General features: G+C 43.3%; 20 protein-coding genes. 14 read left to right on the top strand and 6 right to left on the bottom strand.

Going from position 1 to position 23,294, the window contains the following annotated elements; all coding sequences use genetic code 11:
• Positions 1-46: 46 nt before the first annotated feature.
• The 9 genes from AB4513_RS21675 (at position 47) to AB4513_RS21635 (ending at position 10,049) form a co-directional block, all read left to right on the top strand.
• Entirely contained in the window at positions 47-1,990 is a 1,944-nt protein-coding gene (locus AB4513_RS21675) for a bifunctional diguanylate cyclase/phosphodiesterase (RefSeq protein ID WP_102258195.1), read from the top strand.
• A gap of 848 nt (positions 1,991-2,838) precedes the next feature.
• Positions 2,839-4,581: an EAL domain-containing protein gene (locus AB4513_RS21670; protein ID WP_017096648.1), complete on the top strand. Its 1,743-nt coding sequence runs from the start codon at positions 2,839-2,841 to the stop codon at positions 4,579-4,581.
• 226 nt (positions 4,582-4,807) lie between these two features.
• Positions 4,808-5,179, top strand: coding sequence for a GntR family transcriptional regulator (locus tag AB4513_RS21665; protein WP_012601023.1), 372 nt, complete (start codon positions 4,808-4,810; stop codon positions 5,177-5,179).
• Positions 5,176-6,030 (top strand): ABC transporter ATP-binding protein, encoded by an 855-nt coding sequence (locus AB4513_RS21660; RefSeq protein ID WP_009844747.1) that lies wholly within the window; start codon positions 5,176-5,178, stop codon positions 6,028-6,030. The genes AB4513_RS21665 and AB4513_RS21660 overlap by 4 nt, the downstream gene beginning before the upstream one ends.
• A complete protein-coding gene (locus tag AB4513_RS21655) occupies positions 6,030-6,887 on the top strand; it encodes a hypothetical protein (RefSeq protein WP_009844746.1) in 858 nt (285 codons plus the stop codon). The genes AB4513_RS21660 and AB4513_RS21655 overlap by 1 nt, the downstream gene beginning before the upstream one ends.
• A 984-nt stretch (positions 6,888-7,871) precedes the next feature.
• Positions 7,872-8,159 (top strand): putative quinol monooxygenase, encoded by a 288-nt coding sequence (locus AB4513_RS21650; protein ID WP_032555117.1) that lies wholly within the window; start codon positions 7,872-7,874, stop codon positions 8,157-8,159.
• Positions 8,159-8,746 (top strand): nucleotidyltransferase family protein, encoded by a 588-nt coding sequence (locus AB4513_RS21645; RefSeq protein WP_009844744.1) that lies wholly within the window; start codon positions 8,159-8,161, stop codon positions 8,744-8,746. The genes AB4513_RS21650 and AB4513_RS21645 overlap by 1 nt, the downstream gene beginning before the upstream one ends.
• A gap of 76 nt (positions 8,747-8,822) precedes the next feature.
• Positions 8,823-9,350: a DUF4823 domain-containing protein gene (locus AB4513_RS21640; protein WP_009844743.1), complete on the top strand. Its 528-nt coding sequence runs from the start codon at positions 8,823-8,825 to the stop codon at positions 9,348-9,350.
• A gap of 261 nt (positions 9,351-9,611) precedes the next feature.
• Positions 9,612-10,049 carry a bifunctional diaminohydroxyphosphoribosylaminopyrimidine deaminase/5-amino-6-(5-phosphoribosylamino)uracil reductase RibD gene (locus AB4513_RS21635; RefSeq protein WP_009844742.1) on the top strand — a complete coding sequence of 146 codons (438 nt, stop codon included), beginning with the start codon at positions 9,612-9,614 and terminating at the stop codon, positions 10,047-10,049.
• Between the two features lie 17 nt (positions 10,050-10,066).
• Here the strand turns inward: AB4513_RS21635 and AB4513_RS21630 are convergent, their stop codons facing one another.
• Positions 10,067-10,519, bottom strand: coding sequence for an NUDIX pyrophosphatase (locus AB4513_RS21630; RefSeq protein ID WP_009844741.1), 453 nt, complete (start codon positions 10,517-10,519; stop codon positions 10,067-10,069).
• Positions 10,520-10,810: 291 nt separating this feature from the next.
• Between AB4513_RS21630 and AB4513_RS21625 the strand changes: the two genes are divergently transcribed.
• The 3 genes from AB4513_RS21625 to AB4513_RS21615 all read left to right on the top strand — a co-directional run bounded on the left by AB4513_RS21625 (position 10,811) and on the right by AB4513_RS21615 (position 14,590).
• Positions 10,811-12,523: an RluA family pseudouridine synthase gene (locus tag AB4513_RS21625; RefSeq protein ID WP_009844740.1), complete on the top strand. Its 1,713-nt coding sequence runs from the start codon at positions 10,811-10,813 to the stop codon at positions 12,521-12,523.
• A gap of 202 nt (positions 12,524-12,725) precedes the next feature.
• Positions 12,726-13,106, top strand: coding sequence for a hypothetical protein (locus tag AB4513_RS21620; RefSeq protein WP_009844739.1), 381 nt, complete (start codon positions 12,726-12,728; stop codon positions 13,104-13,106).
• Positions 13,107-13,429: 323 nt separating this feature from the next.
• Positions 13,430-14,590 carry a multidrug effflux MFS transporter gene (locus AB4513_RS21615; RefSeq protein ID WP_032554992.1) on the top strand — a complete coding sequence of 387 codons (1,161 nt, stop codon included), beginning with the start codon at positions 13,430-13,432 and terminating at the stop codon, positions 14,588-14,590.
• A gap of 65 nt (positions 14,591-14,655) precedes the next feature.
• Here AB4513_RS21615 and AB4513_RS21610 read toward each other — a convergent pair whose 3' ends face one another.
• Positions 14,656-15,588 carry a GlxA family transcriptional regulator gene (locus AB4513_RS21610; RefSeq protein ID WP_009844737.1) on the bottom strand — a complete coding sequence of 311 codons (933 nt, stop codon included), beginning with the start codon at positions 15,586-15,588 and terminating at the stop codon, positions 14,656-14,658.
• Positions 15,589-15,677: 89 nt separating this feature from the next.
• Between AB4513_RS21610 and AB4513_RS21605 the strand changes: the two genes are divergently transcribed.
• A complete protein-coding gene (locus AB4513_RS21605; protein WP_009844736.1) occupies positions 15,678-16,238 on the top strand; it encodes a cysteine hydrolase family protein in 561 nt (186 codons plus the stop codon).
• A 143-nt stretch (positions 16,239-16,381) separates the two neighbouring features.
• On the opposite strand, the gene AB4513_RS21600 is transcribed toward AB4513_RS21605, so the two are convergent.
• From AB4513_RS21600 to AB4513_RS21585, 4 genes are all read right to left on the bottom strand, one after another.
• Positions 16,382-17,740: a Na+/H+ antiporter NhaC family protein gene (locus AB4513_RS21600; protein ID WP_009844735.1), complete on the bottom strand. Its 1,359-nt coding sequence runs from the start codon at positions 17,738-17,740 to the stop codon at positions 16,382-16,384.
• A 191-nt stretch (positions 17,741-17,931) separates the two neighbouring features.
• Positions 17,932-18,696: a fumarylacetoacetate hydrolase family protein gene (locus AB4513_RS21595; RefSeq protein WP_009844734.1), complete on the bottom strand. Its 765-nt coding sequence runs from the start codon at positions 18,694-18,696 to the stop codon at positions 17,932-17,934.
• A 67-nt stretch (positions 18,697-18,763) separates the two neighbouring features.
• Positions 18,764-19,816 carry an MBL fold metallo-hydrolase gene (locus tag AB4513_RS21590; protein ID WP_102250233.1) on the bottom strand — a complete coding sequence of 351 codons (1,053 nt, stop codon included), beginning with the start codon at positions 19,814-19,816 and terminating at the stop codon, positions 18,764-18,766.
• Positions 19,817-19,999: 183 nt separating this feature from the next.
• Positions 20,000-21,784, bottom strand: coding sequence for an SgrR family transcriptional regulator (locus AB4513_RS21585; protein ID WP_102258196.1), 1,785 nt, complete (start codon positions 21,782-21,784; stop codon positions 20,000-20,002).
• Positions 21,785-22,387: 603 nt separating this feature from the next.
• Here AB4513_RS21585 and rimK point away from each other — a divergent pair.
• A complete protein-coding gene (gene rimK / locus AB4513_RS21580) occupies positions 22,388-23,293 on the top strand; it encodes a 30S ribosomal protein S6--L-glutamate ligase (protein ID WP_012601042.1) in 906 nt (301 codons plus the stop codon).
• Position 23,294: the final 1 nt, after the last annotated feature.

Here is a 23,294-nt window from a genome sequence, read left to right as displayed (position 1 = left end):
ATCTGTCTGCATAAATCGATTAAAGTATGAGTTCCCCGAATTTATTATGATGACCAGCTACCAACCTTTCGAACATCTAAAGTGTCCTATCTGGATATATGACATTGATAATAAGCGAATAACCTGGGCAAACAGCAGTGCCCTCCCTCTTTGGGAGTCTGAATCTCTATTTGAACTGACCTCACGCGATTTTGGTGTTGAAATGTCAAAAGCGATCGAAGCAACGCTTGAAGAATATCAGAGACAATTTCAGCGAAATCAAAGTGTAAAGACTTGGTGGAACTTCACCCCAAAATACATATCTAAACGCGCACTATGTCTTTTCTCTGGAATCCCATTACCCGATGGCCGAACAGGGATGCTAGCGCAAGTCATCGCAGAAGAAGAGAGCTTAAAACGCGATCTCACATACTCTGATGGTTCCAACCTCTCTCTTTTATTCAACAAAGTGGGAAGCGTAGTGAGTGCAAACTCCGCTTTTTCTAAAAACTACGGCTCGCCGTTTAGTCGCCTATCCGATTTTGTTTCAAGCGAAGAAGTTGCAGACCAATGGTTATTTTCAGCTCGCAAAGGTCGAGACATTTTGGAGGAAGTCAGCTGTAAAATTGAAAATAAAACCCACCACTTTGATGTTCATGGAAAGTGGTTGTTTGACAAAAGTGAACTGCTATTAAACCTAACCTGTACCACCAAACAAAAAGAAAATTTGATTAAAGCTCGATATAACGCAGAGCACGACTGTCTCACTGAGCTCTACAACCGCCGCGGGATCACCAAAAGGCTCGAATCGAGTATTGCCTGTCGCTCGCCCTTTGAATTGATGTTTGTGGACCTTGATGGCTTTAAGTTGGTGAATGACACTTATGGGCATAGTGTTGGTGACCAACTACTCAAAAAAGTTGGCAAGCGTCTTAAACAGATCCTCGACGAAACATGCACAATCGGTCGCTTTGGTGGTGATGAGTTCATCGTGATTGCTCACGCCCGAAAAAATCAAAATATCCCGTTACTCTGCTCTCGCATTATCGATTCTTTGAACAAAAGCTTCCAAATAAAAGGAATTGGCACCTTATCTGTAGGTTGCAGCATAGGTTCTGCTCATTTTCCAGATAATGCCACGGATAAAGAGTCATTGTTAAAGCAGGCCGGAATGGCGATGCATGTTGCCAAAGCCAATGGTCGGAACCGCTTCCAAACTTTTACTCCAAATTTAGCGCAGATTCTGCATCGGCAAGTAGAGATACGCCATAGGTTAACTCTGGCACTAGAAGGTGATGACCTCAATCTTCATTACCAACCGATAATGGACACCAATAGCAATAAAGTTAAAGGGTTTGAAGCCTTACTAAGATGGTCGGATAAAGATCTTGGCAACATCAAGCCTGATGAGTTTATTAGCCTAGCGGAAGAAACTGGACAGATTGTTCCACTCGGAAAGTGGGTCCTTAACTCTGCACTTAAGCAACTGTCGATATGGCACCGAAAATTTGATGATGAATTGGTAATGAGCATCAATATCTCGTGTATTCAGATGCACACTACTTTTGCAGAGCAACTATCGGCAATGCTCAACTTCTACAACATACAACCTAAAAGTATCGCCCTTGAGATCACTGAATCCTCAATGATCTTCAAACACGGTGAAGTCAGACAAGCATTAGACGATATTTCAGCGTTAGGCGTTGAGCTACACCTTGACGACTTCGGCACTGGCTACTCTTCTCTCTCTATGTTGCATGACTTGCCAATTAGTACCGTTAAGCTAGATAAAAGCTTCGTCCATGGCACCTATAAAGGGAGCGAAGCGATTGTCCAAGCCACCTATGCTATCTGTGAAAAATTGGGGCTTATGGTGGTTGCGGAAGGGGTCGAAACTGAAACACAAAAAGCTTTCTTAACCAGTTGCGGATATCAATATTTACAGGGATTTCTGTTCAGCAAACCTATCCCACCCGATGAAGTCGAAATGCGATTTTTGTCTAGTAGATAACTCGACTCTAAGGGGGTTACTTACTAAAGCAATTAAATTCCCCAAGCACAATATAATTATGTAAGTGGTAGATGCGAAAATGCTATCAACATACCGCTTACGTAAATTTTACGTCATACCCAAGTCTAGATAATTTACACTTTGGTTAGTTGTAATTAAATTACCATTTAAATTACTCCCCAATGTCACCCTAATATAATCATCAATATCCAACCAACCAAAGTAGACATACTTATACTATGCTCTGGAAAATAATACTAGATATTACCCTTTCTTATAGAGCGGGTAATCTTTAATTTATTTCCTTTATTTACATAAACTTAAATGACATGAAAATCAAATCAAGCCATCCTTATAGAAACAGGCCAACAACAGAAGTAAACACAAGTGAAATACAAATTAACATAGAAAAGAAAACTATATTTTCAAAATTAACAATAAAGAAACCATGTCGAGATAATCATAAAAACCCGGAGAGATCTGACATATAAATAATTTAATCATATAAAACCAAAAGCCAAATTAGCTTTCCAAAGAGGGAATCACAAAAATTACAGAACAAGACAAAAAGTCAAAATCCAGCCCCTAGGAATGGATAAATGCCAAAATAAATGGATAAATCCACTTTACCCCTTGTAAATCATCAACTTTTATTTATAAATTCAAGTTTTGGGTGAACATCTCTATAACCTGTTATTGACCCCAAATTCTGCGATTAGTATCAACATCTTGAGAGAAATAGTGACATTTTAGTTATGTTATTTAGAAAGGACTCTTAGGTTGAATGAAAATCTCAGCATCACATATCAATCACGTAAATATAATAACTATCGCTTAGGAGTTAAGCTATGCATTGTTCTTTCAATATAAACAATAACTATGAGAGCTTGCAATTAATTTATAATGAAGAAAAAATATACATAAAAAGGAACAGTAATAAGATATCAGAGGAAAGTCTTAATAGTAAAGAAAGTTTTGTTTTTAAATATCTTATTGAGCATTCATCGATATCAAACCCTCAATCTGCTAGAGATGTTGAAAAGTCATTTAAATTACACTTCGATGAAGAGTTCAGTTTATACGCTTTAAAGAATATTATTGCTTCGATAAGAAAAAAGTATAGAAATCTGTGTAAGAAAGCCAAAATTAACAATAATAGTGAACTTATCTCGAACCTTTATAAGGTTGGTTATTTTATCGATCTAGATAAAAGTACAACCAACCGTATAACACCAAAATACAACATCAACCAATTCAAGCTCAGCCATATCGAGATGTTGAAGCTGATGCTCAACACTTACCAAAAAGAGTTGATCAGAGGCTTTATAGCCGTTTGTACCGTTTCTTCATTTTTTTTGTTCGTTGTCTACTTCTTCCAAATCCTTTATACAACGAAAATTGCAGATGAATACAGTAAAAACGCAAAGCAAATAGTAGAGGAAGTAATGAACTATGGCTGTGATAGCGAAGTTGCAGTGTACGCATTGAGGCACTCACTTAACCTTGATTCTGTTTTGATGACAACGCCTTATGGTTCATGCTACATATCCAAAACACAATCAAAAATGGTTGAACTAGACCAAATTGAAAACTTTGACGATAGCCTAGATTTTGCTTATTCACGCTTCTCAGACCCCAAAGAGGACATCGAACTCATTGCGCGTATTTCTAAATGGTCTATTGAAGCTAGATATAAGAACTCATTACTCCCTCTTTTGGTTGATTCAGTTTCCATACAAAAAAATGGTCACTACATATTAAACCTAGGCGAAAACAGTCAGCCTATTTATCAAGCCCCACTTCCAACCGGTGCAACCATCACTTTCTACAGTGATGATATTGTGCTTCTGTGGGTCATTTTTTCTCTGGTGATCGCCACGCTACTTTATCGCTCATATATTCTTGGCTTTGGCATTTACCTGCTTCGTTGGCGACACATATCCTTCGAGGAAGAGCCCATAATCAACACTGACGACAATAGCGTTTTATATTACGAGTTATTGTCTAGAGTGCGTAACGTAGGCGTTCTGAGTTTCATCAACACCATGAGACGTACTAATTTGTTGACCTTTCATACTATTTTAATCATTGAAACAGTAAAAAAAGCGAAGTTGGACAACAGCCATGATATCTACGGTGTCAATGTGTGCCCGAGTGCGTTGGTGGGATCTAACTTTACAAAGCTCAAAGAGCATTTAGTCACGATGGAAGCGAATGAGTTTGTCGTAGAAATAACAGAGTATTCAAACATTGGCTATGGCTATGAGGTCATCGACAACATCAAAATGATCAAAGATCTTGGAATCACCATCGCGCTAGACGACTTTGGTACAGGTAACAACAACATTGAAATAATTAGTGCTATCTCTCCGACCTACCTAAAACTGGATCGTTGTTTTGTTAAAGACATTGAGTCAGGAGATTATCATCAAGGAGTATTGCTTAATATATCGGAGATTGGACGCTTATCAAACATCACGATGATTTATGAAGGTGTCGAGACGCGCAGGCAGCAATATATCTTATGTCAGTTAGGCTACAACCTACATCAAGGTTATCTGTACAGTAGACCTAGTCACTCGGAGGAGTAATTATCTACCACCTCATTTAAATATTGATGACCTCCCTTTTCTTGTTTAATTGCCATTGATCATACAACGACTTGAGAGCCCACAAGGAAGTAGGCTTCAAGCGTTCTCATAACCCAATACATTTCTCTCAAACATAAAAATATACTCTTCATTTTTATAAAAACCTTGCCAATCTGAATAAAAAGTTTAGTGTTATACACATGTATATCACCATGCAGTTTTAATTATGACCGAATGGAAAGACGACCAACCGATCTTTAGGCAGCTAGCGGCAAAGATCAGTGACCAAATTCTTCAAGGTGTTTGGTTAGAGCAACAAGCACTGCCCTCTGTGCGTGCGGTTGCCGCCGATCTCAAGATCAACCACCTTACTGTCATGAAAAGCTACCAGTTACTGGTGGATGAAGGCTTGGTAGAGAAAAAACGCGGCCAAGGTATGTATGTCGCAGAAGGGGCACTTCAAAAATTGAAAGAGTCCGCACATCAATCATTCATCAACACACAGATCCCAGCCATCGCTGAGACGCTAGGCATCATTGATATGAGTGTCGAAGAACTCGTGAAACAGCTAGAACAACATATAAAGGACAAGTCATGAGTACTTTACTTTCAGTGAAAAACGTAACCAAAACCTATTCAAATCAAGTGGGTGTCGAGAACATCAGCTTTGAGTTAAAACCGGGGCAAGTGCTTGGTCTGCTAGGCCACAATGGCGCAGGGAAATCGACTCTGATCAAATCACTGCTTGGCGGACACAGCTATCAAGGTGAGATAGAAGTTAACGGCTATCACCCTATCCACCAGCATGCAGAACTCATGTTGCACCTGTCGTACATTTCAGATGTTAATGTGCTACCCGAGTGGATGACCGTTAAACAACTGCTTCGATACACCCAAGGCGTGCACCCAAGCTTCAACAAGCAAAAAGCAGAACAGACGTTAAGTAGCACCAACATTAAGCTGTCTTCAACGATCAAACAGCTTTCTAAAGGGATGAAGGTACAACTTCACCTTGCAATCATTATCGCGACCGACACTCAAGTGTTGATCTTAGATGAGCCAACGCTAGGTCTAGATCTGCTCTACCGCGATACTTTTTATCGCCACCTCCTAGAGTGGTTCCATGACGGCGAACGCGCGATGATCATTGCCAGCCATGAGGTTTCAGAGATTGAACACCTATTAACGGATGTGTTGATTCTGAAACAAGGCCATTGTGTGCTGCAAAAGAGCATGGAAGACATCGAGAACGACTATTTCATTATCGATGTCGCAAACAACCACTCAAGCGAAATCCAGAAACTTAATCCACTGACCTCACAACCTGGGCTAGGAACCACTAAATGGTTATTGGAAGGCCAATACAAAGCGCAAGTTGAATCATTGGGTAACATCTACAACGTTGGTCTCGCAGACCTATTCCTTGCAACACAGACGGAGAAGGCATAATGCACCCAACTTTTTATATGCTAGAAAAAGAACTGATCGAGCACAAAATTAACACTCGATTACCTCTATTTATCGCGTTATGTGGTTTCTTGCTGTTCGTTAGTTTGTTTTTCAATGGCGTAGCGCAGCATGAGTTCTTCTTCCAAATGGAAGTGAATGGCGACGTGAGCGACATCCACAGAGAGTTTGCACAAGACCTCAACTCAGTGATCTACTTTGGTGCTGGCCTTATTTCACTCATACTTTCAACGCTTTACATCCCTAAAACACTGCGTAAAGAGCGCCAAGAAGGCAGTTCGATGTTTTGGAGAAGTATGCCAGTATCCAATGCCATGACTCACGGCGTTAAGCTAGGCTTCGGTCTAGTGGTTATTCCGGCTATCTGCGCGCTATTAGTTCTATTCGCTGACTTCCTATTCTGGATATTGAACGTCTCAAGCGAACAACAATTGGCATTGATAGTAGAGCAGCAATCACTGTTTTATGTGCTGAGCAATTGGTTGGTATTCTTTGGGCGAATGATGTTAGTTGCACTGGTTTTATTGCCACTAGCAACCGTTACCCTGGCAATTTCGCAGTTAGTGAATTCTCCACTGCTTGTCATTTTTATCTCAAGCTATGCGATTAAGTTACTCTCGGTCGCCGTATTTGGATTCTATGGCATCAATGACTTCTTCTCTCTCATCGCATCACTACCAATAAAGGTACTAACGGCGAGCAACCCATTCAGTGCGATTGCAGAAGCGCCGGTTTTGTCTTTGGGTATTTATGTACTGATTGGTGTTGGCGGGTGTCTACTGAGCTTGAAGCTAAATAGAACGGACGATGTGAGTTTGAAGACGCTGTTCCATCGATAGAGTCACTTATTCTGAACTCTCAACGGGTAACCAAATCAGATATCAAAATCTAAATCAAAGCTTCTGAGAAATCGGGAGCTTTTTTATTGGCCGCTGTTTTATTGTTAGGTGCTTTGAATTCTAACAACGGTTTTCGTGATAGAGGCAAAGGTACGGATTGGTGGTTGGTTTTGGTTTTGCTTCAGAGTGCTGAGCGGGTAAAGATAAACTAGGAGGTATTAATGAGCTGACATTGAATTGCATTACTGTTAATGCCTGCCAGCTCTTTGGGGGGTAATTTCTTTAGTCGCCGACCAGATGAAGGTCCTTGAGAGTGCTATTGAAATCGGTTTGTTGCGTTTTACATTTGATTAAGCTGTTCAGCTTTTTTAAAGCTTTACGATTTAAAGCTTATTTCTTTGAAGCTTCTTTCGCTGTGTCTTTCCAGTATTGGATGCGAACGCGATGAAGCTGTGCTCTTCTCATTTTTTTCATAAGGGATATTTCCTTTTCTTTATCTGCTCTTCATGAGCTATTTTTATTGCCTACCATTCGAATCTAACGGTGTTTGATGGCCAGATCAATGATACAAGTCACAAAATATATAGAGTTTCGAGTACCATTTACATCAAAGTATGACCTAGTTATCAACTATGGCTCAATTCAATCTATTAAGCCGTTGTTCGAAATTTAGATTAGTTATCTCAGATGACAAATTCATTTCAGTATCAATACAGTTCAGTGATACGTATTTAATAGACCGGACTAACACAGATTTAGTTCCCAATAATTTGTCTTTCCTACTCCTACCATTAACTGGCCTTTCTCGCGTAATACTTGTCTCCCTCCCAATTAAAGTTACGTTGTAACTTGCGTGCTTTTTGTATTGACTATTTTTTATTCACACAGGCCTATACGACACAAACTCAAAATGGGATTATGTTTGTAACGGAAGAGCTTTTAATAGAAAAAGACAGTAATGGATAAAATCAAATGGACGTGATCATGAGTAAAGTCATTCTACAAGGGCATATTCTTGTGCCAGACAACGACCTAGAAGCCGTCACACAAGCGCTGGTTGTTCATAAGGAACTCACACTCTCAGAACCCGGTTGTATCGTGTTTCGAGTCAGTCAAAGCTCACTTCAACCTAATCGTTTTGAAGTGTATGAAGAATTCACTAGCCGTGAGGCGTTTGAAGCGCACCAACAGCGAGTAAAAACGTCTGAATGGGGTGAAACCTCCAAGAACGTGACACGTCATTACCAAGTCACCGACGTTCCGACATCATAATGATACGTCCGCTAGCCAACCACATCGTCACGTTGATCAAACAAGATCCCTTACGAATGCAGGTTTTAGACTGTGTCGATCAGCTGGATTTACCGCAGTGCTATGTCGCTGCGGGCTTTGTGAGAAACCTAGTTTGGGACGACCTACATGGTTATGCTTCCCCGACTCCACTTAATGATATTGATGTGATCTACTTTGATCCTATTGATACCTTCTACGAATCGGGTCTTAGATACGAGGCTCTACTTCAACAACGGTTGCCTGAATTAAATTGGCAAGTTCGCAATCAAGCCAACATGCATACTCGAAACGAGGATGAGCCCTATCAAAGCTCATTGGATGCGATGCGTTACTGGCCAGAGAAAGAAACCGCAGTCGCCGTCAAGCAAAGCCCGACAGGGGAAATCGAGTGCATTTCGGCTTTTGGTTTAGAGAGTTTGTTTGATTTAAAGATCACACCGAATCCCAATCGCAGCAGAGACGTGTTTGATCAACGAGTTCAGTCTAAAAACTGGTTAACTCATTGGCCGAAGTTAACTATTGGTTGTTTGAGTCTCAAAGGGTCCTTTGTCGCTCGTACTAATTAGTCGCAAGTTTTATACATTAATATGTTTAATATAAACTATGGTTAATATTAACTCACATCCATATAAGGTAGCTATTATGTCGATTTTACGTGCGTTACTGATACTTATAAGCTTAGTTATCATTGGGTGTGCTGATACACATAAACTTCAGGTTACGGATGTAAACTCGACAGCTAAATTTGAAACAAGTGATTCAGTTTTAATCGGCCGCTCAAAGAATGGGGAGTATGGGAAGCACTATTATTCAGGCTCAGGACTAATGGTGAGTAAAGCTCTTCAATCAGAGTTATTCACAAAACTAAACAACGTCGCAATCGCTAACCAAGCAGCTGACTACAATTTTGTCCTTGAATATGCGAAAAGCAATGAGTTCGACTACTTAATTTTTCCTACCATATTACACTGGGAAGATCGCGCGACTGAATGGTCAGCAAAGCCAGATAAAGTAAGCGTAAAAATTACAGTTGTTGATGTTAAAACAAAAGTAATTATTAAGTCTGGCATAATCGAAGGAAAAAGCGGGCTAGCTACCTTTGGCGGTGACCACCCACAAGATTTATTGTCAGAGCCGGTCAGCGAATTTATGGCTAGCCTATTAAATTAATTATCGTGGTGATTCAATAATTGAGCTCTATTGCGTAGACAACATCAACTCTACCTTATGACACCGTAGTTAGCATGGTTAACCTATGTCGAATCAAACTTTGCCTCTGTAAAACCATTGACTAAAAGCCCAATCAGATCGAACATGCCCCCACTTGCTTAGCTTATCAATTTATTAGCTTAGTAAGTTAGTAACTAACCAACTCATCAACCGCGCGTGGCGACTAGCAGCTACGCTCTCTCGTCATACTGAGTAACGACCATGAACCAACAATACATGCTGCAAGCTCTTGAAGCTTCGCGCCAAGCCCTACCCGATTGCCAACCAAACCCGCCTGTGGGTTGTGTTTTGGTGAAAAACGATAAGGTGGTGTCTGTTGGATATACGCAAAAGGTCGGTGGAAACCACGCCGAGGTTGAAGCACTGAATGGCTATGACTGCGAAACGGATGGAGAAATGGAAGGCGTTACCGCTTACGTAACTTTAGAGCCATGTTCATTTGTTGGCAGAACACCCGCTTGCGCCAGTACATTGGTTAAAGCAGGTGTAAAACACGTAGTAGTGGCGATGCTAGACCCAGACCCTCGCAATAATGGTCGTGGTGTGGCGATACTCGAGTCGCACGGCGTGAAAGTCGATGTAGGGTTATGCCAAGAACAGGTAAACGCCTTTTTAACCCCGTATCTTGGTAAGTCCTAGATCTTAAACAGCCAGTGCTAATTCAATTTCACTCGGTAAAGCGGATTGCCTGGCTTATCGACAAAATACGACCAAATATGATCGTAGACGGCATGTTGGTTGGGGAACGGCGCAAGTGCTTTCGCTTCCTCTAAATCGCACCAGCGGTACTCTGTATGTTCGTCATTCAGTTCAATCGCTTGGTTGGGTGGGCATAGCACCGCAAACAGAGGGATTAGCTGAATCACATTAACGTGAGCCTCGTAAAACTGCTCCAGAAACTGCGCGTTATACAAAGCTTCCACTTTAATTTGGGTCTCTTCTTCAAACTCGCGCACGATAGCCTGCCAGCCTGTTTCACCCGCTTCAATCGAGCCTGCGACGTGACACCAAAACTCGCCCTTTACACGCTTCATTAATAGCATTTTCATTTGTCCGTCGATCTCTGAAAGAGCGACACCGGAGACAATCGAAGTATTGAGTGGAATCATAACGTTACCTTAGTTTTCATAAGAGGGCGGCAAGGCTACCACCCTTCGTTTGTGAAGTTACCTTCTATGATTAAAAACGAGAAGTTACTCATCAATTAATGAAGTTCAAGCCATAACTCATGGGTTCCGTGTTAACCGTCTCGCTTAGCTATCCAGTAATAGAACCATTTCTTATTTGAGGCGCTTTTCGATAAAGAGTAGAATCGCCGCCTTGTACTGTGTTTAAAACCTTTAAACATACACAGTAGACTCACAACCATTTATCACCACGATATAAGTATTAATACGACTATGCACTCATCAAAACCAACGCACGACTCAGAAAACAGCCATACTCCTGAGCATTGCTTCACTCGTTTTCAACAGCCGATCGAGTCATATTCGTTGCCTGAGCGTTTCACATTCCCGTTCTATTATGAACCGCATCCACTGTGTGAAATCGCCTCTCATCAGCTTCAACAATATCTAGAAACGCAAACCGATTGGCAACATGACTTCGGCTTAGATTCTGACGCAGGTCGCGGCAAAATGTTTGGTGTGTTACTGGTGAAAAGCCCTGAAGGTGAGCTTGGTTACTTCTCTGCTTTCTCTGGAAAAATCGCCGACCAAAACCTACTGCATCACTTTGTTCCGCCCGTATTCGACATGTTGAGTAGCGACAGCTTTTTCCATCAAGACACGGCCGACATGATGGCTGTGAATGCGAAATTTAAAGCGCTGCAAGCAAACGCTGATTACCTTGAACTGTGCGAGCAACTGGCACAACAAAAAGCACAAGCTGAACAAGAGATTGAAGCTCAGCGTTTATTAATTATAGAAGGCCGAAAAACACGTAAAGAACAACGCGAACAATGTAAAGAAAACCTTGATGAGCAAGCCTTCGAACAGCTAAATAACGAGCTAAACAAAGCCAGTGTTGCCGACAAGAACCAACAGAAGTATCTAAAACTCAACTGGGAACAGACTCTGCAAGTGTTGCAGGCTAAAGTTGATGTGTTCACGACTCAACTGGCTGAGCTAAAAGAGCAAAGAGCACACCTTTCTCATCAGCTTCAGCACAAACTGTTTTCACAATACGCTTTCCAGAATGCGGAAGGTAACATTGAGGATCTCAACCAGATCTTTGAAGACACCCCAAACAAGATACCACCAGCGGGTTCTGGCGAATGTGCCGCTCCCAAGCTGCTGCAATACGCGTATTTGAACGGTTACACACCGCTGGCATTGGCTGAATTTTGGTGGGGTCGTTCACCGAAATCGGAAATCCGTAAGCACAAGAAATACTACGCGTCTTGCCAAAGTAAGTGTGTACCGATTTTAGGCCATATGATGAAAGGCTTGGAAGTCGATCCCAACCCATTGCTAGAGAACCCAGCAGAAGGCAAAGACCTCGATATCCTGTTCCAAGACGATCACATCGTTGTGGTACACAAACCAGCAGGTTTTCTATCCGTACCGGGTAAAACCATAAAAGATTCGGCCTACACTCGTGTTCAAGAAATGCATCCCGATGTTGAAGGGCCATTTGTTATCCACCGCTTGGATATGGCGACCTCTGGCATTCTAATATTTGCGCTTACACGACGTGCGAACAAAAGCCTACAGAAGCAGTTCATTACTCGTGAAGTTGAGAAGCGTTACGTGGCAATGATAGAAGGCGTTTTAGAGCAAGATGAAGGTTATGTTCGCTTACCACTACGTGGAGATTTATACGATCGTCCTCGTCAGATTGTCTGCTTCGAACACGGCAAGCCTGCTGAAACGAAATGGGAAGTGATTGAGCGAAGCCAAGACACAACAAAGGTTTATCTGCACCCGAAAACGGGCCGCACACACCAATTACGTGTTCACTGTTCACATGAAGAAGGGCTTAACATGCCTATCGTTGGTGACGGCTTATATGGCAACAAAGCCGACCGACTGCACCTACACGCAGAAAGGCTAGCACTACACCACCCAGTCACCAAAGAGTGGATGGAGTTCCAGTTCGACGCCGAATTCTAAGCGTTAAGACTACTTTCTGCGTTAAGCCTATTTTCTGCGTTGAGCCTAGGAGATAAACCAGAGTCACAAACCATTTGTGACTCTGACTCCCTCTTTCTCCTACCCCTTTCGGATAATTCACCACGCTTATTGCACTACATCAAGGTCCACTTTGTTGTGAGGAGTAGCATGCGCCTCTTCTTCTTTCCTTGAGGCCTTTGATATGTCATCAGCTGCTTTGAATATACAACCCAACACAACGACTTCTTCCGTGATCGCTTCGCAAGCACTAAGCTTGAAACCACTCACAAACAAAAAGCCAGACTTAAACTCGGCAATGCTCAATCTAATTAAAGAAGTTAAAAACGAACTCCCTCTTTACGAGTCGGAGACGTTTATCTGTGGACCGAAAGGAAACTGCTCTGGTTGCTCTAAGAAATTATTGGAGATGGTCGACAGTGAATTGATGTACTGGGAACACAGTATTTCAATCGGCCAAGGCCCTAACTTCGAAGAATTACGCCGTTTTGGTAAGCTATGCAGTAGTGTTAGACGCGGCCTAGAACGCAACGGCTTGGTAGAAAAGCGCCCAAAGAAAAGATAACCAGCTAACTCACAGCTACTACAAGCTTTCGATGAGCATTACAAACTATCTATCCGCACTACAATCTATCGATCATCATTGCAATCTAACCTAGTCACTAACAGGTTGAACTCGTTCACTATAAGAGTGATAATATTTTGTAATACAATAAGTACCAAGACAAACCATTAGAGATTTTCCGCCAAGTTCTTGAGCGAATCCATCCTTCATGTCTAGCGTGTCTTAAACCTTCTGAAAGCCAACATCACATCCATTAAAAGCCCTTTATTGGATAGCGGGGAAATACCTTGAAGAAACCACAACCAATACTGGGTAAGACCGGTATGCTATTTTTCCTCGTCATCATCAGTGCGTTTCCTCCATTGACCATCGACCTGTATTTGCCAGCCCTTCCGCAAATGGTTGAGGTGTTCAATACCGACCAATCGATGGTCAACCTAACCCTGAGCAGCTACTTCGTGACCTATGCGGTTGGCCTGTTGTTCTGGGGACCGCTCAGCGAAAAGTTTGGACGTAAGCCGATTCTACTCATTGGCATCGCAAGCTATATGGTGGCGAGCGTATTATGTGCCATGACCAACAGCATTGAGCAGTTGATTGGTGCCCGTATATTCCAAGCCTTTGCGGGCAGTGCCATCACCGTTATCGCAACCGCCATCGTGAAAGACCTTTATGACGGCCGAGAACGTGAAAAGATCATGGCGACTATCATGTCACTGGTGATCATCGCGCCAATGGTTGCGCCTGTATTTGGTGCCTTCTTACTGAAAATTGCGTCTTGGCGAATGATGTTCGTCACCCTCGCCATTTTTGGTGCATTTGCGTCAGTTTTAGCTTGCTGCTATCGAGAAACACTCGAAACCAAATACCAAGGTTCTATGTTCCGCTCATGGGGAAGGATGGGCGTGGTCATGAAAAACCGCTCGTTCCTCAAGCTGCTGGTCATTTTCTCTATCATACCGATGGCATTGATGGGCTTTCTTGCGGCGGGTTCTTATATCTACATCGATCACTTTGGATTGACCGAACAACAGTTTAGTTACGCGTTCGCATTCAATGCATTGTGCGCCTCATTTGGCCCAACAATTTATATGAAGTTGTCCTACAGAATATCAGTTCAAAAGGTCATCTCTGGATGTTTTGCTTTATTGGCGATAGCAGGAATCTTTACCCTAACCATCGGCGACTTGTCCCCTTGGTTCTTTATGTTTATCGCAGCACCAGCGACGCTGATGGTTATCATCATGCGAGTACCGGGCACCAACTTAATGCTGAACCAGCAAGATCATGACACGGGCTCTGCCGTCGCATTGATTCAGTTCTTTAGCATGATTTGTGGTTCACTTGGTATGGTGTTGGTTTCAATCCGCCCAGAGTCGCTGATTGAAAACCTCGGCTTTATCCAATTATCCATCGGTACGCTAGGCGGCCTGATGTGGCTAATGGTCAGAAACAAAGAGTATGTGACTAAGAAACTGAATTAGGCCCCTTCAAGATGATCACTGACTGTACGAGTCGATAAACATGAGGAATGGTGAGTATTAAAAAATCATTCCTCAGAGAGAAATCTAGAACGAAATCTTGATGGTGTTAAGCCGATGATTTTCATGAAGACTTTTCGGAAGCTGTTTACGTCCTCATAACCAACCAAATAGCTGATCTGCTCTACCGGTTTATGAGAGCTTTCCAATAACTCGCATGCGCTTTGAATACGTACGTGTTGGATATAATTGATAGGCGTAAAACTGGTCGCTTTAGTAAATTGTCGGATAAAGGTTCTTCGTGTCATGAAGGCTTCTTCTGCCAATTGATCGAGCGACAAAGGGAGATGATGATGCTTCTGAATAAAACGCTGCACCGACACAATCTTGTCATTGCCGTGAGCATAGTTCGGCACAAAACTCTGATAGTAGCGCTGCTCTCTCAAGCCCGTATCAAGCACCAAATATTTACCTAGATTACGAGTGTTGGTCGGTGTCGTGTATTTGGTCAGGATAAACAAAGCGAGATCCATCCACGACATCAAACCACCAGCGGTCATCACATCCGCATCATCAATCAAGATTTTGTCGATATCGACTGCGATCTGTGGGTAAAGCTCCGTAAACTTCTGCTGCGCTTGCCAGTGCGTGGTCACGGTTCGCCCTTCTAACAAACCTGTTTTCGCCAAAATGAACACGCCGGCACAAGCTGAGCAAAGTATCGCCCCCCTTTGGTGAGACTCAATCAGGTACTCAAGCAAGGTGTCACTCGGCTCTAGATAGTAACAACCATCTAAATTCGGTGGGAGTATGATGATATCGGCGTTCGACACGCTAACACTGTCATGCGCTTGGATCTGAACGTTGAATTGAGTCTTCTCAGGCGAAGGTTCAAGAGAATTTGCCATCTGCAGAAACTCTTTCACGCCAAACACGGCACTTTGCAGAGAGCCTGGGTAGTCGATGATTTCGACCACAACTGATTTTGTCACTATTGCCATAGAGTCTGTCATTTTTGACGTGCGATAAAAACTACAGAGTATTCATAATACCCCTACACCGCAACACACTAAATACAAAGGTATAGAATATGAAGAACACTGCACTACTACTTATCGACTTTCAAAATGACTATTTCCCTTCATACGAGGGCGCAAAATGGGCGCTGTCTGAAACAGAGCAAGCAGCAGAAAAAGGTGCACAGTTATTATCCGCTTTCAGAGACAAGCAACTTCCTGTGGTTCATGTACGTCATGAGTTTCCGACGGTTGATGCTCCGTTCTTCTTACCAGAATCAGACGGTGCTCAAATCCACAGCAGCGTGACTCCGCTAGAGGGTGAACCTGTTATCATAAAGCATCAAATCAATAGCTTTAGAGATACTGAACTGAACAAGGTGCTAAAAGATCAAGGCATTGAGAAACTGATCATCGTTGGCGCAATGAGCCACATGTGTATTGATGCAGTGACTCGTGCGGCTACCGATTTTGGCTACGAATGCCACGTAGCGCATGACGCTTGCACAACCTTAGACATGGAGTTCAATGGCGTTAAGGTTCCAGCAGCTCATGTCCATGCCGCTTTCATGGCAGCGCTTAGCTTTGGTTACTGCAATGTCGCAACGGCCAGCGAGCTTGAAAGCCAACTTTAGTCAGACTCAAAACCGTCCACATGGGCGGTTTTGTCTATATTCAAATCAGAATTAGCTTCCAAACAATTCTTTCAGGCGCAAAAAAGGCCCCTTTCGGAGCCTTCTTATTAGAGTCTGAGATCACTCAACTTGAACAATTGCTACTAAGCTTGAGCCACTTGACGCGCTGGGTGTTTGATAAACACAGCAACCACAGCCACGATTGCAAGAGCAAAACAGTAGTACGAGTTAGCTACAATATCCAAAGGCGATAGGTTAAATACCGAACCTAATAGCAATACCTGCGCACCGTAAGGCAACACGCCTTGAATCACACACGAGAAGATATCCAATAAGCTCGCTGAGCGACGAGGAGATACATCGTTCTCTTCAGCTAATTGGCGAGCAACACTACCAGACACAATGATTGCTACCGTGTTGTTTGCCGTACATAGGTTCACCATTGATACCAAGCCTGCAATGCCTAGCTCACTTGCGCGGCCATTTGCTTGCTTAGAGTGTGAAGAACCAAACGCACGAATCACACCACTTACTAAGTTAGTCAGGAACGCTAATCCACCTTGACGACGCATGAGCTCACTCAAACCGCCAATTAGCATCGACAATAAGAAAATCTCCTGCATGTTGCCGAAGCCTGCGTAGATGTCTTGAGCGTAATCAGTCATACCGTAGTTCTCAACAGAACCTAGGCTCACTCCACCCGCTAGCAAGATACCAATCGTCAACACAACGAATACATTCATGCCCGATACCGCAAGGATTAGGATAGTGATGTACGGAAGTACTTTCAGCCACTCGATTGGACCCGTTTCAGGCACCTGAGTCGCTGTGCTGTTGAAAGCAAAGATAACAATCGCGATAAGTGCAGCAGGCAGTGCAATACGGATGTTCTCTTTAAACTTGTCTCTCATCTCACAGCCTTGCGAGCGTGTCGCGGCAATCGTGGTATCAGAGATGATAGACAGGTTGTCACCAAACATAGCGCCACTTAGCACCACGCCAGCGGTTAGAGGAATGCTCATGCCAGCTGAGTCAGCAATGCCTAGCGCAACAGGGGCTACCGCAGCGATAGTACCCATAGATGTGCCCATTGCGGTCGCAATGAAAGCTGAAATTAGGAAGATACCCGGTAGGATCATGCTTGTCGGAATCGCCGATAGACCTAGGTTTACCGTCGCGTCCACGCCACCAGACGCTTTAGCCACAGCCGCAAAAGCACCCGCCAATAGGTAGATCATACACATTGCGATAATGTCTTTGTGACCTACTCCACCTAAGAATTGTTCGATAGCGCGGTTCAATTTATCTTTGCTTAGCAACAACGCTAACATCACAGCAGGCAAAGCTGCAATTGGAGCTGGAAGCTGATAGAAAGCAAAATCGACGCCTTGCAGCGACAAGTACGTACCTACGCCAATAAACAACGATAGGAACACGATAAGAGGGATAAGCGCAACTGCCGAAGGGGCAATTACCGCATTAGAATTTTTTGAATTGGACATGGAACATCAACGCAATAGAACAGGAAGATGAGCAGACTAATGTCACACTTAGAGGTTGTCAACGTCTAGACGTCTAAACGCCCAATTTAATGCAAAGTAATAAGCACGCCATTGAACATCACATAATAGAAAAGGCTATTTACTAACCAAGTAAGCAGCCTTTGGATAACAGATCATGTAAGCAGAAAGCTTTATAACTTTTGTTTAAATATCACTTCATATTCGCCTAACTCGTCATAACGTACTGTCGTTAGTTGATCGAATTCGACTTCAACAACACCACAATATGACCCGGTAATAATGGCCTCACCCGCTTCGAAGCTAACACCGCGTTGAGTCATAGTGTTAATCAGCCAATAGATAGGAGTTTGTGGTAGTGAGTTTGGGTGCTTACCAGAGAAGGCTTGCACTTTCTCATCTTGAGTAATAGTAATCTCAAAGTTCGCTGCTGCAAAAGCGCTCTCTTTACTAAGCTCAGGACCAAGAAACAAACCTTGATTAGCTAAGCCATCGGCCAACACCTCATAGAACTCTACGCCACTATCATCAGCAAAGCGGGATTGAATAAGCTCTAAAGCCATGCGACACGAACCGATAGCCTCATTAACTTGCTCTTCAGTGTAACCATTGGAATTTGCTGGTAAAGGCTTGGCCAAGACAAAAGCAATTTCAGGTTCAATACGAACTACTCCGTTATCCGAAAAAGCCTCGCATTCAGAACCAAACTGAACGCTATCTTCGAAAATAGGCGCAACGATCAACTTCTCTTCGCTCAATGGCAACAGGCATTTCCAACCACCGACTTTACTGCGGTGAAGGTCAACCATTGATGCTTGAATGTGTAAAGAATCTTCAAGGTTGTTCGGGCGAAATTGCTCACTCATTCGCGCTGCTTTCATACCAGCAACTCGGTAGCTTAGTAACTCTTTTGCCGCTTGTTTAAACTTACTTTGCATGTCTTATCACCCTGAAATTATAGGGCTTTATAATACTGAAATTTATAGCTTGTGGGTAGGCATCCAATTACAGTTTCCACCATGCCTGAACAGGTACGGGCTCTGAGATCACCAAACGTTCACCCATCACAGGGCTTACCATTTGTACATCTCGCTCTTTGCTTATCGCCAGTGCTTGTTCCATTGGGTCTTGCCAATCGTGCATAGAAAGGTCGAAGGTACTGTTGTGGATTGGCATCATCACCTTACCTTGCAGATCAATGTGTGCCTGAACACTCTGTTCTGGGAACATATGAATATCCGCCCAAAGTGAATTGTATGCGCCCGTTTCGACCATGGTTAAATCAAACGGCCCGTAGCGCTCACCAATCTCTTTAAAGCCGCTGAAGTAACCGGAGTCACCGCTAAAGAAGACTTTCTTGTCTGAAGCGTTAATAACCCAGCTACCCCACAGTGTTTGGTCACGATCAAGCAAGCCACGTCCAGAGAAGTGCTGTGTCGGCGTCAAAGTAAACTCAATGTCTGAGGCCGTTGCCGATTCCCACCAGTTCAACTCGATGATCTTTGCTTTATCCACGCCCCACTTTTCAAGTAGCGCTCCGACTCTAAGTGGCACCAAGAATGTCCCTACTTTGTCGGCTAATACTTTAACCGCACCTTTATCTAAATGGTCGTAGTGATCATGGCTGATCACCACCACATCAATATCAGGCAGTTCTTGCAGTGAGATTGGTGTCGGATGAAAACGTTTTGGCCCCATCCATTGCACGGGTGATGCACGATCACTGAACACAGGGTCAGTCATCACTAGCTTCCCATCCAGTTTCATCATCACACTGGAGTGACCTAAGCGGTAAGCAACGTCGTCTTGTTCTTCGATCAATTGCTCAGCTGTCATTGGAATCAAAGGCAATGCAGCGCGCGGCACGGGCTCATTCCTTTCCACTGTCACGTATGCTTTCAAGATTGAAAAAATATCAGACATACCCGATTTGTATTCCAGCTCACTGTTAACAAACTTCTTCGGAAGCTTATCTAGATTGTCATTTGATTGTGAACCTGTGCTTACGATAGCGACCACGGCAAGTACTCCTAAAATCGGTAATAGATATTTTTTCATTGGTATCTCTTTAATCATTGGGTCTATCCCAACGCAAAAACTACACCGACTAGTTTACATACCAAAATTAAAAAGTAAACCAATGAGTGTAATTTTTAATTTACCTAGACGTGAGCATGCCAAAGTCGATTTTGGAGAAACCGACTTTGAAAACGAGCTAACTTAGTTATTTAGTAAGAAAGGCTAATCAGCAGACCATACATTTTTGAAGTCAGGCCATCCCCAGTTGGTGATAGCGACGTTTTTCAAAATGCCTTGGAAACGCACGGTTTGTAGGTGATGGAACATAGGCACTAACCAATAATCAGAAATCAACGTCGATGCAACGGGCTCCAACTCAGCCAAGTAATTCGGCAGTTCAACCGATGCTTTGTGCTGATCTAAGCGCTGTTTGAGCCAATCACTGTTCATCTCTCCCAAAGCAGAGTGCAAAACAGGATCATTCATCATCCACGAAAACAGCGAAGACGGGGCATTATCATCGAGATTCAGGTTACACAGCACCAGATCCTCCTTTAACTCTCCACTCTGAGAGAGCTGCGCCAATTCTCGGAAGCTGTAGGTATTCACCTCCACTTCCACGCCATATCGCTTGAGTATGTCTGACACACAGATAGCACATCGATAGAGCGCATAGTAATTGTAAACGGCGATGCTCATCTTTTTCGGCAGTTGCGTCTCTTTCGCAGGCATTCGATACAAATCCTGCCAACTTGGCAGTATGTTTTGAGCTAAAGAGACACTAAACAAACCCTTATTACGTTCCAACTGAGACAAAATCGCTTGTGGGTTGGTCAGTTCTGAAAGGTATTTTCGCTGCTCATTATTTAGTGGACTAGCCGCTGAGTTCTGATTGAATAGGATAAACAGACACCCATCCTCGACTCGGCTACGAAGGCCATCAGTTTCAGCCGACACCAGCTTCGCGTCGCTTTTTCCGAGTTGATGAAAACAAGACGAATCTTCATAAGGTGACACCTGCATTTGGCTGTCATCAAAGCGAGCACTGCCCGTCATCGACTCTTCGAATTGCCAAATCGTCACTTCATCCGTCAGGGAACGACACCCGTAATAGTGTTCGAACGCGGCAAGTTTGATACGTTCGTTATTAACCTCAACCACTTTAAATGGGCCGGTTCCAATCACGGCATGAGACACCGAATTTAAGGGCGATGGCTCACGAGTCACTTGCGCAGCAGGTTGAATCGAATACTTAACGCCAGCCAATAAGCCCGCGAAGCCGGTGTCGGCTTTGGTCAATTGAAAGCTGATCCTTAACGGCTGTTCACTGTAAACCGAAGCTACATGGGCTAACTCTGTCTGATAGAAAGGTAGCGGTTGTAAGGCGGTAAACAACGACACGAGCTGCTTGGCGTCAACGGGTTGGCCATCGTGAAAGGTTAAGCCGGGGCGCAAATAGAAGGTCCAAACTAATTTTTCAGCATCATATTCCCAATGGTGCGCCAGTTCAGGCTTCAACTTGCCCTTGCCATTACAAGTGACGAGGCAACTGAACACTTGCCTGATCAAAAAGCGTTCGCTACTGCGGTGAATATGATGCGGGAACAAGTCTTCAAACTTACGTTTATAGGTTAATTGAACGTGCAGCAGCCCTTCACGCATCGTCGCGCCAGAGGTTTCTTGGAGGAGAGAGCCAAATACAGCGCGGTCATTGTCTAAAATTGAGAGTGCTTTTTCGTATTTGCCCTGCTCTATCAGTTTACTGGCAACATGTTGAGTCAATTCTTGATTGCTAAAACGTACAGTCAGATTAGAACGTTGATTCCTGCCGACTTTTGGCTCCCACACCAACCATTCAGCCTGATGCATCTTGCCTAACAAGGTTCGTGCATGGCGCAAGCTGGTGAACAGCTTGTCTGCCACCTCAGTTAAGGTAACCGAATGTGAGAGGTTAGGTTCGAACGAATCCAGCCTTGTGTAGTAACGCATCATGTTTAGATCAGACAAATAATGAACCTTTTTAGAAACAACCCTTCCTGATTAAGCTCATTATAAAACACATCAGCCCAAAAGTAGCGCTAAAAGACAAAAACAGGAACAACCTAGTAAAAACCCATCTGTTTATTACTTCCTATTAAGTGACCATAATTAATGGGTCAACAAGGAACTTTGAGTTCCCACCAAAGCCTAATACAAGAGAAGTAATCATCATGAGAAAATACTATCTTAATAAGCTTAAAAGCACCGGTAGCAAGCTCGAAAGAGAAGCACTACGAACACTTATAGAGCTATGTAACTGGCGTTATTAGTACACTTTTAAGCACCGAGTTAACGCGAGTTGAGTACAACCTAATATGCTCCTACCCCCAATATGAGTTAGGTCTCAACTCGCTTTTCCATTCAAAACGCCCTCTAAACCCTGCTGTACCAATCACTCACACATACGATAAATTTCTGTTGTCGACTCGACAAATTTAATTCGTTTTCTTAGTTAAACGAAAAGCCTTAAGGTTCGCCCCGAAGCAAGCAAGGAGCCTCAGAAAAACTGAAAGCTCAGCTAACAACTAATTTATTTGCAGTTACCAATCAGGTATTAACTAAGGAAACGCCATGCGTATCGCAATTCTTTCTCGCAACGAAAATCTATACTCTACTTCTCGCTTAAAAGCGGCAGGAGAAGCTCGTGGTCACCAGGTCGATGTTATCGACACGCTGCACTGTGATATAGATATCGCGAGTAACAATCCGAAGATTCGCTACATGGGTGAAGAGCTACCTCAATACGATGCTGTTATTCCACGTATTGGCGCTTCCATTACCTTTTACGGCACTGCGGTTGTTCGCCAATTCGAAATGATGGGCACTTTTTGTATCAATGAGTCAGTAGCAATCAGTCGTTCTCGCGACAAACTGCGCTCACTACAATTGTTGTCTCGTAAAGGTATTGGCTTACCAAAAACAGGTTTCGCTAGCCGCCCAGACAAAATTCAAGACTTGATCAAAAACGTAGGTGGTGCGCCACTGGTTATCAAGCTTCTTGAAGGTACTCAAGGTATCGGCGTTGTTCTAGCAGAAACAAACAAAGCAGCTGAAAGCGTTATCGAAGCATTCATGGGCCTAAAAGCGAACATCTTGGTTCAAGAGTTCATTGAAGAAGCTAACGGCGCAGACATTCGTTGTTTTGTTGTGGGTAACAAGGTTATTGCAGCAATGAAACGCCAAGCTGGTGAGGGTGAATTCCGCTCTAACCTGCACCGTGGCGGTACAGCTCAACTGGTTAAACTAACCAAAGAAGAGCGCGCTACAGCGATCAATGCGGCTAAAATCATGGGTTTAAACCTATGTGGCGTCGATATTCTACAATCTAAGAATGGCCCTGTTGTAATGGAAGTGAACTCTTCTCCAGGCCTAGAAGGTATCGAGAAATCAACAGGCAAAGATGTGGCAGACATGATTTTCGAGTTCATTGAAAAAAATGCAAAACCAAACGCTAACCGTACTCGTGGCAAAGGCTGAT

Origin of the sequence: Vibrio sp. 10N.222.54.E6 (assembly GCF_041473955.1) — a bacterium.
GTDB lineage: Bacteria > Pseudomonadota > Gammaproteobacteria > Enterobacterales > Vibrionaceae > Vibrio > Vibrio tasmaniensis_A.
The sequence above is the reverse complement of the archived record's forward strand: the minus strand, read 5'-3'. Positions and strand labels throughout refer to the sequence as shown.

Coding starts and splice junctions, on each gene's coding strand:
- AB4513_RS21675 (WP_102258195.1), top strand. CDS start 47: ATGATGACCAGCTACCAACCTTTCGAACATCTAAAGTGTCCTATCTGG.
- AB4513_RS21670 (WP_017096648.1), top strand. CDS start 2,839: ATGCATTGTTCTTTCAATATAAACAATAACTATGAGAGCTTGCAATTA.
- AB4513_RS21665 (WP_012601023.1), top strand. CDS start 4,808: ATGACCGAATGGAAAGACGACCAACCGATCTTTAGGCAGCTAGCGGCA.
- AB4513_RS21660 (WP_009844747.1), top strand. CDS start 5,176: ATGAGTACTTTACTTTCAGTGAAAAACGTAACCAAAACCTATTCAAAT.
- AB4513_RS21655 (WP_009844746.1), top strand. CDS start 6,030: ATGCACCCAACTTTTTATATGCTAGAAAAAGAACTGATCGAGCACAAA.
- AB4513_RS21650 (WP_032555117.1), top strand. CDS start 7,872: ATGAGTAAAGTCATTCTACAAGGGCATATTCTTGTGCCAGACAACGAC.
- AB4513_RS21645 (WP_009844744.1), top strand. CDS start 8,159: ATGATACGTCCGCTAGCCAACCACATCGTCACGTTGATCAAACAAGAT.
- AB4513_RS21640 (WP_009844743.1), top strand. CDS start 8,823: ATGTCGATTTTACGTGCGTTACTGATACTTATAAGCTTAGTTATCATT.
- AB4513_RS21635 (WP_009844742.1), top strand. CDS start 9,612: ATGAACCAACAATACATGCTGCAAGCTCTTGAAGCTTCGCGCCAAGCC.
- AB4513_RS21630 (WP_009844741.1), bottom strand. CDS start 10,519: ATGATTCCACTCAATACTTCGATTGTCTCCGGTGTCGCTCTTTCAGAG.
- AB4513_RS21625 (WP_009844740.1), top strand. CDS start 10,811: ATGCACTCATCAAAACCAACGCACGACTCAGAAAACAGCCATACTCCT.
- AB4513_RS21620 (WP_009844739.1), top strand. CDS start 12,726: ATGTCATCAGCTGCTTTGAATATACAACCCAACACAACGACTTCTTCC.
- AB4513_RS21615 (WP_032554992.1), top strand. CDS start 13,430: ATGCTATTTTTCCTCGTCATCATCAGTGCGTTTCCTCCATTGACCATC.
- AB4513_RS21610 (WP_009844737.1), bottom strand. CDS start 15,588: ATGGCAATAGTGACAAAATCAGTTGTGGTCGAAATCATCGACTACCCA.
- AB4513_RS21605 (WP_009844736.1), top strand. CDS start 15,678: ATGAAGAACACTGCACTACTACTTATCGACTTTCAAAATGACTATTTC.
- AB4513_RS21600 (WP_009844735.1), bottom strand. CDS start 17,740: ATGTCCAATTCAAAAAATTCTAATGCGGTAATTGCCCCTTCGGCAGTT.
- AB4513_RS21595 (WP_009844734.1), bottom strand. CDS start 18,696: ATGCAAAGTAAGTTTAAACAAGCGGCAAAAGAGTTACTAAGCTACCGA.
- AB4513_RS21590 (WP_102250233.1), bottom strand. CDS start 19,816: ATGAAAAAATATCTATTACCGATTTTAGGAGTACTTGCCGTGGTCGCT.
- rimK (WP_012601042.1), top strand. CDS start 22,388: ATGCGTATCGCAATTCTTTCTCGCAACGAAAATCTATACTCTACTTCT.